The organism is Clostridium sp. DFI.1.208 (assembly GCF_024463855.1).
In the GTDB taxonomy this organism is placed as follows: Bacteria; Bacillota_I; Bacilli_A; order Erysipelotrichales; family Erysipelotrichaceae; genus Clostridium_AQ.
Genome location: NZ_JANGCA010000002.1, coordinates 116,485 through 129,469 on the forward strand (window position 1 = coordinate 116,485; position 12,985 = coordinate 129,469).

10 protein-coding genes are annotated in these 12,985 nt (G+C 43.4%); 6 read left to right on the plus strand and 4 right to left on the minus strand.

The genetic code is table 11. From position 1 onward, the window contains the following. Positions 1–59 precede the first annotated feature (59 nt). Positions 60–2,246 carry a sensor domain-containing phosphodiesterase gene (locus tag NE665_RS02005; protein ID WP_117443179.1) on the plus strand — a complete coding sequence of 729 codons (2,187 nt, stop codon included), beginning with the start codon at positions 60–62 and terminating at the stop codon, positions 2,244–2,246. Between the two features lie 133 nt (positions 2,247–2,379). Then, on the plus strand, positions 2,380–3,597 hold the full coding sequence (locus NE665_RS02010) for an MFS transporter (protein ID WP_117443178.1): 1,218 nt from the start codon (positions 2,380–2,382) through the stop codon (positions 3,595–3,597). A gap of 540 nt (positions 3,598–4,137) precedes the next feature. On the opposite strand, the gene NE665_RS02015 is transcribed toward NE665_RS02010, so the two are convergent. Beyond that, entirely contained in the window at positions 4,138–5,325 is a 1,188-nt protein-coding gene (locus NE665_RS02015) for a hypothetical protein (protein ID WP_178760250.1), read from the minus strand. A 115-nt stretch (positions 5,326–5,440) separates the two neighbouring features. Continuing rightward, positions 5,441–7,342: a PTS sugar transporter subunit IIA gene (locus NE665_RS02020; protein ID WP_178760251.1), complete on the minus strand. Its 1,902-nt coding sequence runs from the start codon at positions 7,340–7,342 to the stop codon at positions 5,441–5,443. A 164-nt stretch (positions 7,343–7,506) separates the two neighbouring features. On the opposite strand from NE665_RS02020, the gene NE665_RS02025 reads away from it, so the two are divergent. Genes NE665_RS02025 through NE665_RS02040 form a run of 4 tightly spaced genes read left to right on the plus strand, consistent with a single transcriptional unit; the run spans position 7,507 to position 10,974 of the window. Continuing rightward, the gene (locus tag NE665_RS02025; protein ID WP_178760252.1) at positions 7,507–7,824 is read left to right on the plus strand and encodes a PTS sugar transporter subunit IIB; all 318 of its coding nucleotides are present in this window, start codon (positions 7,507–7,509) and stop codon (positions 7,822–7,824) included. 51 nt (positions 7,825–7,875) lie between these two features. After that, positions 7,876–9,135, plus strand: a complete 1,260-nt coding sequence (locus tag NE665_RS02030) for a PTS transporter subunit EIIC (protein WP_178760253.1) — start codon at positions 7,876–7,878, stop codon at positions 9,133–9,135. A 22-nt stretch (positions 9,136–9,157) separates the two neighbouring features. Further along, a complete protein-coding gene (locus NE665_RS02035) occupies positions 9,158–9,493 on the plus strand; it encodes a PTS lactose/cellobiose transporter subunit IIA (protein WP_178760254.1) in 336 nt (111 codons plus the stop codon). Next, complete coding sequence (locus NE665_RS02040) at positions 9,490–10,974, plus strand: family 1 glycosylhydrolase (RefSeq protein ID WP_178760255.1); 1,485 nt, start codon at positions 9,490–9,492, stop codon at positions 10,972–10,974. Before NE665_RS02035 ends, NE665_RS02040 begins: the two co-directional genes overlap by 4 nt. Positions 10,975–11,102: 128 nt before the next feature. Here NE665_RS02040 and NE665_RS02045 read toward each other — a convergent pair whose 3' ends face one another. Together NE665_RS02045 and NE665_RS02050 are read right to left on the minus strand one after the other, a co-directional pair. Continuing rightward, the gene (locus NE665_RS02045) at positions 11,103–12,548 is read right to left on the minus strand and encodes a glycoside hydrolase family 1 protein (RefSeq protein ID WP_178760256.1); all 1,446 of its coding nucleotides are present in this window, start codon (positions 12,546–12,548) and stop codon (positions 11,103–11,105) included. A 95-nt stretch (positions 12,549–12,643) separates the two neighbouring features. Next, positions 12,644–12,970, minus strand: coding sequence for a PTS lactose/cellobiose transporter subunit IIA (locus NE665_RS02050; protein ID WP_178760257.1), 327 nt, complete (start codon positions 12,968–12,970; stop codon positions 12,644–12,646). Positions 12,971–12,985: the final 15 nt, after the last annotated feature.

The following is a 12,985-nucleotide window of genomic DNA, read 5'->3' on the forward strand; positions in this document are numbered from 1 at the left end:
CATATACGAATTGCTGCAAATAAAGCAAAGGCGAGTAGAGAAAAAAGGATGCTGATACGATGAATACAGAACTATGGAAGGAAGATACGGAAAACCGGCTCGGTGCTATGCGCATCGGCGTGTGTAAATATCTTCTCAATGAAGAATTTTCAACATTATGGGCAAATGATACGTTTTATGCGATGTGTGGATACAGTGAAGAGGAATATCACAGCGTCTTTCATGACAGTGCCACCCTATATTTTCAACAGGCCCCAAAGGAATTTGAAAAGCTGAAGGAAATCGTTGCGCATGCATATCGAAACAGAAGTCAGCAGTATGAATGCTTCTGTCGTCTGCCGGTAAAGGGAGGAAGCAGCCTGCGGATTCATATGACCGGAACCTTTGCGGAAGAGCAGATTGACGGCATACCGGTTGTTTATGCGGTTTATACCGATGTTGAGGATATGATGAAGATTCGTCAGAATCTGGAACAGGAGCATGAGCGTCTGAATCTGGCGTTACAGATGGAAATGAAAACCGTAGCCTGCATTCGTCTGATGTATATATCCAATGATATGCAGAGTTACATGGATCAGCTGCTGAAGGAAATCGGCGAATTCATGCATGCAGAGCGGGCTTATGTATTTGAGCTGCAGAACGGCTGTATGAACAATACCTATGAATGGTGCAGCGATGGTGTGGAATCCTCCATGGAATACTGTCAGAATATGGACCTTGATCTGCTCGCAATCTGGAAGGATTTCATTGAACAGGGGAAAAATGTTTCCATACCGGATGTGGAACGTATACAGAAAAGCTTTCCACAGACCTATGAGGTGCTGCACGTACAGAATATACACAGCATTGCGCTTTCCCCAATCGTTCAGAATAACAAAAGCATCGGATTTATTGGTGTTGACAACCCTGCGCCGGACTATATGCGTAATTTCTCTATGCTGGAAACCATTAGCTATTTTATGAGTGTGGCGATGGAGAAAAAGGATTTGAACGACCGCCTGCTGCATAACAGCTATTATGATGATTTAACCGGTGTATATAATCGGAATCGCTATCTTCAGGATTTGAATCAGCTCAACGGAAAGCAGATTCCCCTTGGGATTGTGTATATGGATATCAATGGTCTAAAGGATATCAATGATCATCTGGGTCACACCTATGGGGATAAGGTGCTGACAGAAGGAGCGTCCATACTGAAAAAGGTGTTTGATACCGGTGCAATCTATCGGATTGGCGGAGATGAATTCGTTGTGTTTGTTCAGGGAATGCAGGAACAGCAATTTCTGGAGCAGGTGGGAATTCTGAAGCAGGCAATTGTCGGCAGTGCGAATTGTAAGGGGGCAATCGGACATATATGGACGTCAACCTGTCAGGATCTCTCTGCAAAAATTACAGATGCAGATGAATACATGTATCAGGATAAAATGCAGTTCTATCGGAAAAATCCGAATTCCAACCGGTATCGCTGCTGTAACGACACCGTATTGCAGCTTGCGGACCGCGCTGTTTTGATGAAGGCATTGCAGGAGCAGCGCTTTGAGGTGTATTTGCAGCCAAAGGTAAATTTCAAAAAGGAGCTGATCGGAGGAGAGGCACTGATTCGTTATCATGATGAAGCTGGTACCTTGATTATGCCGAATGAATTTATTCCATCTCTGGAGGAAGCACGCACGATCCGCTATGTGGACTTCTTTGCTTTTGAACAGGTATGCAGACTGCTCAGCCGCTGGCAGGCGGAAGGCAGAAGGCTTACGCCGCTGAGTGTGAACTTTTCACGCTATACCTTGCGTATGGCAGACTTTCTGGGTGAATTGGAACGCATCTGGAAGAACTACAAGGTACCAAAGCAGTATCTGGAGATTGAAATCATAGAAAATGACGAGAGTCTGGACAATGAGTTTCTGATAATGATAATGGAACGTATCAAGCGGCAGGGATATTCTATATCCATCGATGATTTCGGTGCACGCTATTCCAATATGGCATTATTTATCAATGCACAGCTGGATACGCTGAAGCTGGACCGCAGTATGATGCAGGACTTGCAGAACAACCGCCGTTCCCAGATGCTGATATCCTCTCTGGTTCAAATCTGTCACAACCTGCGGATGCAGTTAATCGTGGAGGGTGTTGAAACAAAGGAGCAGTTTGACATCCTGAAGCAGCTGGACTGCGACGGGCTGCAGGGCTATCTGATTGACCGCCCGATTCCCATCTCTGCCTTTGAACAGAAATATATTAAATAAAAATAAGGGAAGCAGATGCATTCCTCTGGGAAAGACGGCATCTGCTTTTTATGAGCTTACGTAGTTTCTCAGTTGATTTTCCATGATATTCATAGTAAGATTTGACATGTTGTAGAAAGTGGGAACGATATATATGAACAATTTATCCATGAAATCATTTCTGTCAAAATATCATTTGCAGCTGTTTTTCTTCGCAGTTGCTCTGGAGAGTCTGGCTGCTAATTTTGCTCATCCGATTACGCCGACACTCATTCAAAATCTTCAGCTGCCGGATTATTCCTTTGGTATGCTGTATGCCGGGATGGCATTTACCAATTTTCTTTTTTCTCCCTTCTGGGCAAAGCAGGTTACCCGTATGGGAAGCCGCAAAGTTCTGGGTATCTGCTGTGTGGGCTATGGCATCGGTCAGCTGCTGTTCGCCATCATGAAAACACTGCCCACCATTATGCTTGCCCGTTTGCTATCGGGATTCTTTGTCGGTGGTATTATGGTCAGCTTTTTGACCTACATCATTCATACAAGCACCGTGGAAAGCAGGGGACGTTATCTGGCTTTATCCGCTACCTTCACAACCGTATTTGCGGCTTTCGGCTATTTGATTGGCGGATTTGTCGGCGTTGTTTCCATTCCTTTGACATTTGCTTTACAAAGCGGTGTTCTCATACTGTGCGGTGTACTGTTTGCGATATGTCTGCGTGAGGATAAGGCAGCGCAAAGCACATCCTTCCATATATGGAAGGAAGCGAATCCGTTTCAGGCGTTCCTTGATGCCCGCCGCTTTATGACACTGACATTCGCTATATTGTTTTTTGCGGTATTTTTGACCTCAACAGCAACCACAGCCTATGATCAGAATTTCAATTATTTTATCAAGGATCAGTTTCATTTCAATTCCTCGTATAATGGTATGCTGAAGGCGGTTGTCGGCTTTATATCACTGTTTGCCAATACTACAATTTGCGTGTGGATCATGAAGCGAACCAATGTGAAGAAATCTGTTATCTATGTGCTGGGAGGAGCCGGTGTCACGCTGCTTGCCATTACGATGCTGGAAGACATTCTGCCGTTTATCCTCATCAATATCATCTTTTTTGCGTTGAATGCCATTTATATACCCTTGCTGCAGGATTTATGTGCCTCGGCGTCCAGTGCAGAGCACAGCAGTATGGTCATGGGCTTTTATAATGCGATGAAAAGTCTTGGTATGATTGCAGGGGCATTGTTTGCCGGGTTTATGTATGCATCGGGGCCAAGATTATCCTTTCTGTATGCAGGTATTTTCTTTCTGATATCCATGCTGGCTGCTCTGTGGTATTACAGACGCTCCGTAAGTAAGCGTGAGAAGGGATAAAAAAACAGAAGAATCAGATAACGTGAAAGAAAAAGGCCAGTGTGGTCTTTTTTTGAAATATATGCGGGGGGCAAAAACAAAAGGAAGGTCCTGCATATCATAAGCCTTGGCTGCTCTCATTTACCAGCTATAGAGAAGGCCTGTGTGACAAGAGATAGTGTTTAAAGAGGATGAGGGGAAACAAGGCTATCGCTCATGCCGTATATATGGCAGCTTTGGATCAGAGATTTGCGTATGTCATGATGTGTATAGAATTTCAAATCAATTATATCGACTGATAGCGCAAGTGAATGGAGAAAATGAAAGGAGAATTCTGAATGTAGATACACAGGTGTTGCTTAGGAATGCGTATTATTAAATGCCAGCTTGTTGAAGGCCGTATAAAAGCAAGGATAGCACAGGCCAGAGCGCATGGTATTGCGGTGATTCGTCAATAATGTGGCATGAATGCGCTGATAACGGGAACATGGGGCTTTGAATTTTTCATAGAGGATAAGATGCTGAAATAGTGCTTGAATGCAGAAAAACAGAATGGTGAGGTCATTCTGTTTTTGTATTCATGGCTTGTCTTTCATATTCCTTTAGCTGTGTACACATGGTCGTAAGGATTTGCTGTGCATGCGCCAGCTGTAATGTGTCTCCTGTGACATGGCAGGCTAATGTACAGGTATCTTTCCAGGTAGAAGCAGCGATCTGAAAGGAGGGGTAACTACGTGGTCTGCCCAGAAGATACAGCTGTGTAATCGTGCAGTCATCAAAATAAATCGCTGCTGCATCAATTTTCCCCAGATTTGTATATGCGGTTTCCGGTGAATGAAAGCCTGCCTTCGCAGCAGCCTTGGTGACGGTAAGGGGCAGATGCTTCATGAGTGGATGAAGCAGCCGTATGGTATGCAGGTCGAGGCAGCGTGTCCTTTCCTCCTGCATCTGTTGGTGGATGTCCGCAAGCAGTTCCCTCCAGTCGCGATGATCCAGCCCATACAGGGTAACCTGAAAATCTCCAACGAAATTCGCGATTGTCCAGGCAGGTTTAAGCTGTAGAAACGAACGCAGATTCACCGGACAGGGAATCGTCATGGCATTCGCTGCTGTTATGCGGTGCAGTGTCTGGGCATAGGCACAAAGCAGAACATCATTTACTGTATATGACGGTGTGGAAATCCGCTTCAACAGCTCTAATGAAATGGATTCCTGCAGTGCACAGGTGTGCAGGGGATGTGGGGTGGAGGGAAGGGTGACGGGAATTGGTTTTCTTCTTTTGGCTTTCGTCTTTTTCTGTTTTATGACAGGCAGAGCTTCCGGTGCACGACAGTTTTGAAAGGAAACAGTCTCTTTTCGATAACAGGCGCAAAGCAGTCGAAGGATTTGCGTGGCTCCATCCCCGTCACACAGAATATGGCTGAATCCGATGCATAGAAGGTCCTGTTGTTCTTTATGTAGTATCTGTATGCAGAGCTGAGCATTCTGCTCGATGTCCCAGCTTGAAAAGTCAAAGCTGTTCACCTCCTGTATAATCGAAAACGCATCGTCCTTCGGTGTCCTCCAGCAGTTTTGCTTTTTATCGTAGCGTAACGCAAGCTCAGGAATCAGTGCTATACATTGGTTTACAGCATCCTGCAGTTTTTTCATGCAGATATGGGGCTGTAGTGTCAGCTTCAAAAACAAAACGGGCTGCTCGGGAAGCGTCAGTGCCTCCAAAAGGTCCAGCATGCCGGCAGAATATTTCATGACATCACTTCCTTTCCATTTTTCTTCATCATAACATCGTGATACGAAATGTCAAGGGAGGTAAAGCCTGCAGGTTAGGAAGAAAGGCTGAGCCGGATTGCGTATAGATTGTGCTTTATATCAGCTCGCTACTGTTGCATATGGTATTGCGGAAGTCGTGAAAACTATGACAGGCTATGATAGCCTTTCTATATTTTTCATCATTTAAAAGATGAATTAGTGACTCATAAACATCCTTGAAAATCAGGCGGTCTGCCTTATTTATGCCAATCAGAAAAACGATGTGAATATTTTGTGTACTCCATGCAATACCTTTTCTGGAGACGTATACGGAAATACAGGATCGTTCTGCATTCATCTTTATGGAATGGGGAATTGCAAAATTCTGAAAGCATGTTGGGCATGCATTTTCACGCTCGTGCAAAGCCTGTATGAATTCATCTTCGATAAATCCCTCTTCCTTCAACTCATCAAGTAGAAAGGAAAGAACGGCTTCTTTTGTTGAAGGAGCTTGTGAAGTATGGTAAAATCGCTCAAAGAAAAAATGATCAAAATATCTTTTAAGAAGGTTATATCGATGCCGTCGTTTGACGTCATCAATTTTAGATGCTATCGCCTTTTGATCGGGGATGCCGATAAAAGGTATCTGGATCACGACACAATCAGCATGCTTGTCATGAAGCGGGACGGTTGTAAAGATAATATCGAGCTGCTGATTCTTCAGCATGCTTTCGTCTGTGCAGGGGGCAAGAAGCAGAATGTCGTCATGAAACTTACGTTGCAGCTGATGATAGATTTTTGTCTGATAATCCATATAGGAGGGGCATACAAGTACGCATTTCAATTTTGGTATTGCAGCCTTTTGGCGTTCCATTTCTGCACCGATATGCAATGCGATATAAGTGATTTCTTCTTCACACAGCATTTCATTCATAGCGAAATGCTGTTGAATCTGTATTGCTGTATAAATGGCTATATCGTATATAAAGGGACAATTTTTTTTAATATCCTCGCATAACGGATTTTTGACAGAAATGTTTTTTTGAAGACGTACAGACAGCTTCTTTAAATGCAGAGCAAAGGGAAGGGTAAAACTGTCTGTGCAAAGCTGAATCGAATACTGCGCTTCCACTTTTCTACATATTTTTTTACTAAGCAGCATAAACGGGGCAGCTATGAAATTCTGCTGGTTTTCGTCTTTTATAAGAGAGGATGCAGAAATGAGAATTTCAATTTCTGCTCTTTCATGAGCATTGAGTAGAATATGAAATTCGCCCTCCAGATACCTGCATATGCGCTCTATGAGGGAACCGTCTGTTCTATTTTCAATTACTGGATGAAACTCGCAATGCAGATGATTTCCATCGATTATACGGTTGATATTGATCAGGATATGGAGCATTAGATTCATTAAGGAAAAGTCATCGATATAATAATTGTAGGAATCAAAAATGGTAAGGATGTGATGCATGATTTCCTCTGCCTCAAAGAAAGGAAAGTAATTGCGAAGCAATGACATACTCAGCATACTGTTGCCGGTTTCCTGAAAAATACAGTTTGAAATAAGATGGCGCTTATCTTTTTCACTGGCGTCTATTGTTACCGTATCCCCTTTTGTAAGAAATCTGATGTGAAAGTTTGCATAGGCTTTATTCATTTTCACAAGTGTCGTTTTCAGTGTAGATTCTCCTATAAACAGGGTTTCACAAAAATCCTCTATACGGATACACTCCTGATCAAGCAGAAGCTTTTTCAGAATAAAGGCTGATCGCTGGGAATAGGTTTGCGGTACTTCATTAGACACTGCCCCTATCCATTCCTTATATGCAGGATTTATCTGATAGCCTTTTGGCGTAGAGAGAATGAAGCTTTTCTTATAGGTGCCGTTGATTTCCTTTACATAGGATTTGACAGAGCGCTTTGAAATTTGCAACCTTTGCGCAAGCTGCGTGGAGGTGGTGAAAAGGCCTGCATTTCTTTGTAGGTATTCTAAAAGATCCTTATGTTTTTTCAACATGATTACTCACCTCTTTAACAACCCCCTCCCTTATCAAGATTCTAGCATCATTTGTTTTCTTTTACATATCTCATATTTCACCGCAGCGGTGCAAGACTTTGTTTGCTGAAAGAAACCGGCCATGATTAAATGTAGGTGTCAAATGATAAGAGGGAGGTGAAAAAATGAATCGTATTCGTATATTGCTATGCTGTGGTGCTGGGATGTCCAGCGGTTTGTTGGCACAGCGTACAAAGATCGCTGCACGGAAACAGAATATCGAAGCAGCTGTGCAGTCGGCAGCACGCAGTGGTTTGCTGGATATGGTGCATAAATATGATGTTATTTTACTAGCACCGCATTATCAGGGAGAGCTTGATAAAATAACAAGGATGTGTGAACCATACCATGTACCTGTCAGAGTGATACCTAAGGAGTATTTCGGCTCTCTGGATGGGGAAGGAACATTGGCATTTGCAATGGATGCTTTGCAAGAACAATAGCACAGTACCGCATTGGCTCCGGGGAAAAAAGCCAAAAAAGAGGTGAATACAATGAAGAATGAAATATCCAAAATGGATAAATTTTCAAACTGGCTCAATGAAAAGCTCACACCGATCGCTGAAAAGCTTTTAGCGAATCCATGGCTCTCTGCCCTGTCCAATGCATTTAATAAAGTATTGCCCTTTATATTTGCTACATCAATTGTATCCTGTTACAACATTATCAGAAATTTTCTTATCCCATCCTTACCGAATCTGGAATTTGTGGCAACCTTCAGTTTTTCCTTGATTAGCTTATTTCTTGCGTTTATCGTTCCATATCTGATTATGGAAAATAAGGAGCATGAGCGATTTAAGCTGGTCACCGGTTTGCTTTCCATCGCTGTTTTTTTGATGATGCTGAAGCCGGAATTTAAGGATTCTGTCATGCTGATCAGCTTTGATGAATTCGGTGCCGGGGGAATTATGTACAGCATGATTATCGGCGTTGCTGTTGCCTTCCTTTTTCATTTATGGGCAAGCCTTCACTGGCTGGAGGATAGTGAAAATCTACCTTCCTTTATTGCAGACTGGGTAAATGGGCTGATCCCAATATTCACGATTCTCGTTATCGCATATATGATTGCATACGGCTGTGATGTGAACCTGTCAGCCTCCATCACATGGATGCTTCGCCCTTTGTTTGGTTTTGGTCAGACCTATCTTGGGTTTATCGTTATCGTAGAGCTTCCGGCTGTTCTATATACCTTTGGTATTGCGACCCGTACAACCTCTGCCATTCGTAAGCCGATCATGCTTGCCGGTATCGCCGCAAATGCAGCACTTGTAGCAAAGGGAATGGCTCCGGACAATATTGTGACCTCCGAGGTTATATTCTCCTCCGGCTTATTATGTCTTGGGGGAACCGGCTGTACATTGCCTCTGGTTATCTTTATGTGCCGTTCAAAGTCGAAAAAGCTGCGCACCATGGGCAAAATTACACTGGGTCCCAGTATTTTCAATATCAATGAACCGCTTATATATGGGGTGCCTATCGTATTTAATCCCATACTGATGCTGCCAATATGGATCAATTCCTTTACCGGACCGACAATTCTCTGGTTTGCGATGAAAACGGGATTGCTGAATATACCGGCATCTGTCATTGATGTGGGACAGCTGCCCGTCCCTGTTTCCAGCTTCCTTACCTTTGCAGATTGGCGTGTATTGCTTTGGGCATTGCTGATTTTCATCGTGTATGCAATTACATGGTGGCCATTCTTCAAGGCATATGAAAGGAAATGTATGTTGCAGGAGGAAACAGAGGTATGAACATAAAGAGGGGGTCCCAAAGATGGATGAAACAGTTGTAAATATCGCAATGGAAATTATATTAAAGTCAGGAGATGCGCGTTCCTTTGTAGAGTCTGCTTTTTTAGAAGCAGGAAAACAGGAGTATGAGCAGGCGAGAATATATTTGCAGCAGGCAGAGCGGAAATTAAATGAGGCACATGTCGCACAGACAGATATTATTCAGCGTGCGGTACGTGGGGAAAATATTGAATTGAATCTGATACTGATTCATGCACAGGACACACTCATGACGATCAACTCTGAATGTATTATGGCAGATCAGATCATATCGTTATTGCAAACAGCTGTATATAAACAAAAGGAGAGCAAGCAATGAAAAATATACTTTTAAAGCCTTATCAGAACACCTTTCCCAAGGATTTTTTATGGGGTGGTGCCATTGCCGCGCATCAGGCTGAGGGGGCATTCAAGGAAGGCGGCAAAGGTCTGGATAGTGAGGATGTGCGCTATTTTGATGCGAATTGGACGATGGAGGAAAGAATCGAGAATCGTTTAAAGAGAATGACTACGGATATTTTTGAAAACGGGCGCACCTGTGAGGATGTGGAGCATTATCCATTTCGCTGGGCGATTGATTTCTATCATACATATAAAGAGGATATCCAGCTTTTTGAGGAGCTGGGACTACGGATTTTCCGCTGCTCAATAACCTGGTCAAGAATTTATCCGAATGGGGATGATGAGGAACCGAATGAAGAAGGCATTCAGTATTATAGAGATATGCTGAAGGAATGCCATAAACGGGGGATGAAGGTTTTTTTAACAATTCTGCATTATGCTGTACCTGTACATGTCATACGTTCCTATGGGGGCTGGAAAAATCGAAAGACCATAGGCTTGTTTGAACGCTATTGTCGTACCTTGTATGAAAGACTGGGGGATTTGGTGGATTACTGGCTTCCCTTCAATGAAATCAACGCATCTAAATTCTCTCCCTATAACGGTGCAGCTCTGATAAAGGAAGAGGAGGAAGACTATGATCAGATGATCTATCAATGTGCACATCATCAATTACTGGCACAGGCTAGAGCCGTGACAATCGGTCATGAAATCCTGCCGCATGCAAAAATCGGAGGCATGCTGTCCCGTTGGAGCACGTATCCAGCGACTTGTCATCCGGATGATGTGATGCAGATGCTGCTGGATGATAATTATGAGCAATTCTTTTATACGGATGTAATGGCAAGAGGGGAATATCCGTCCTACATGACCAGATTCTTTCATGAAAAGGGGTATGAAATAGAGATGCTGCCGCAGGATGCTGATATATTAAAGGCTGGTACTGTTGATTTCTTATCCTTTTCCTATTATTATTCTATGATTTCAACGACAAATCCGAATCATCCCAACTCTGGAACCGATACGGTTGTAGGAAAGAAGAGCAAATTTCTGAAGAGTAGTCCATGGGGATGGCAGACAGACCCTGTTGGGTTGCGAATCAGTCTGAACCAGCTATATGATCGTTATCAGCTGCCGCTTTTCATCGCAGAAAACGGACTGGGGGAATTCGATACGCTTGAAAAGGATTTCCGCATACATGATCCATACCGGATTTCGTATATGAAGGAGCATATCGTGCAAATCAAAGAGGCTATACAGGATGGAGTGGATGTGTTTGGCTATACACCTTGGGGCATAATTGATATCGTATCCAGCGGTACGATTGAAATGAACAAACGCTATGGTGTAATTTACGTTGATCGTGATGAACGCGGACGGGGAAGTAACAGACGCTATAAGAAGGATAGCTTTACCTGGTACCAGAACGTGATTCGTACAAATGGCAGTGACCTGTAGAAGGCTGGCGTAACTGTAGCATAAGGCTTATAGAAAATAGAGAAACTCTTATATGCATGAGCATGATGAAGAGCTTCTCTTTTTTGTGATGAGGACGCTATTATGTTCTGTAATGCTATATCACTGTTTTACAGCTCTTTACCGTTTGTTTCAATGACACGCTGATACCAATAGAAGGAATCCTTTTTCAATCGCTTCCCGCTTCCTTTTCCATAATCATCCAGATCGACATAGATATAGCCATAGCGTTTGCTCATTTCCGCACTGGATGATGATACGATATCAATCGGTGCCCAGCTCAGATACGCGAGGATCGTCACACCATCCTTTCTGCATTCCTGTACCTGCGTGATATGCTGGCGGAGGTATTCGATGCGGTACGCATCATGTATACTTCCATCCTCCTCAACTACATCCAAAGCCCCTAAGCCGTTTTCCGCTATCATTAAAGGCTTTTCATAACGATCCCAATATTGGGAAAGGCAGTTATAAAGACCCAGCGGATCAGCACGCCATTCCCATGGTGTCGGCTTCAGATATGGATTCTGTTCCCCATCAAAGGGCTCCATGGTATTCCTATCAGAATCGACGATTTTGGAATAATAATAAGAGACTGCTAAAAAATCCATCGTATAGGTTTTTAGCAGCTTTAAATCCTGTTTCTGCATATGCAGATGGATATTATTATCTTGGAAATAACGAAGGGCATATCCAGGATACTCACCTCTGAGCTGTACGTCTGTAAAATAATACTGCATGCGATTTTTTTTCATTGTCAGAATCACATCCTGCGGCTTACAGGTAGCCGGATAAAACGTACCATCTGCCACCATGGTACCCATGCGTGCATCTGGGTCGATTTCTCTTGCCAGCTGTATCACTCGCGCACCTGCAACAAATTGATGATGCACTGCCTGATACATCAGCTCCTCCATATACTCGCTTTGCTCCTCGTAAATGCCCAGGGAACCGAATTGGACAGCAGGCACCAGATTTACCTGATTACAAACGATCCAGTATTTCACCTTTCCCTTGTAACGACGCAGAAGAACGCCTGCATAATTTACAAAGAAATCGATGACTTTGCGATTCGCAAAACCTCCATATTCCGTCACCAGATGGATTGGGAAGTCATAATGGCTCATCGTTATGATCGGCTCCATGCCATTTTTTATAATTTCATCAATCAGCTGATCGTAAAATTGCAGTCCCTTTTCATTTGGCTGCTCCTCATCACCGTGAGGAAAGATGCGGCTCCAGGAAATACTTGTCCGAAACGCCTGTAAACCAAGCTCCTTCAACAGGGCAAGATCCTGCTTAAACGTATGATAGAAATCGATTCCATAACGCTTTGGATAATACCTGATGGTATCCTGCATGGCCGCTTGGATACCGGACAGGGTATCGCCGCCTTCCTTTTTTATATCGGCACGCTTTAATTTTGGATCATAAGCCCGTAAATCAGAGGTGGACAGGCCTCTTCCATCCACATCATAGGCTCCCTCAATCTGGCATGCGGCAACCGCCCCGCCCCATAAAAACTTATCGTAAAATTCATGTTGACTTGACTTCATTTTTTTCCTCCTGTTCTATTCTTTAAAAAGAGGGGCACATTTTTCTGTTCCCCTTTCCTATTGTGATGCAGTTTCCTATGCACGCTGCAAAGTATTTACTTATTATCCTTTATGATTTTTAAAACATCGATCAGCTGTTTGGTTATATGCAGCTCCGACTTAATCGTCATCAGGGTATCCTGTGCATGGGCAAATAACAAACTGGGCTCATAGCCATAGCCGCCGGCTTCCCTTTGAATGATGTCCGTTTGTGACTTATGTGCCAGTGTGATAGCTTCCTCAGCATTTTGTAAATATGCAGCAGCCTCCTGAAAATTGAATTTCTTTGCTTCCTCCAAGGCTTCCTCAGCTTCATTCCGTGCATTTCCGGCATGCAGGATAATCTGCATGGCTGCTGTGAGCAATTCGTTTTGTTCGTTCATAAAAAGTCCTCCATA

Coding starts and splice junctions, on each gene's coding strand:
- NE665_RS02005 (WP_117443179.1), top strand. CDS start 60: ATGAATACAGAACTATGGAAGGAAGATACGGAAAACCGGCTCGGTGCT.
- NE665_RS02010 (WP_117443178.1), top strand. CDS start 2,380: ATGAACAATTTATCCATGAAATCATTTCTGTCAAAATATCATTTGCAG.
- NE665_RS02015 (WP_178760250.1), bottom strand. CDS start 5,325: ATGAAATATTCTGCCGGCATGCTGGACCTTTTGGAGGCACTGACGCTT.
- NE665_RS02020 (WP_178760251.1), bottom strand. CDS start 7,342: ATGTTGAAAAAACATAAGGATCTTTTAGAATACCTACAAAGAAATGCA.
- NE665_RS02025 (WP_178760252.1), top strand. CDS start 7,507: ATGAATCGTATTCGTATATTGCTATGCTGTGGTGCTGGGATGTCCAGC.
- NE665_RS02030 (WP_178760253.1), top strand. CDS start 7,876: ATGAAGAATGAAATATCCAAAATGGATAAATTTTCAAACTGGCTCAAT.
- NE665_RS02035 (WP_178760254.1), top strand. CDS start 9,158: ATGGATGAAACAGTTGTAAATATCGCAATGGAAATTATATTAAAGTCA.
- NE665_RS02040 (WP_178760255.1), top strand. CDS start 9,490: ATGAAAAATATACTTTTAAAGCCTTATCAGAACACCTTTCCCAAGGAT.
- NE665_RS02045 (WP_178760256.1), bottom strand. CDS start 12,548: ATGAAGTCAAGTCAACATGAATTTTACGATAAGTTTTTATGGGGCGGG.
- NE665_RS02050 (WP_178760257.1), bottom strand. CDS start 12,970: ATGAACGAACAAAACGAATTGCTCACAGCAGCCATGCAGATTATCCTG.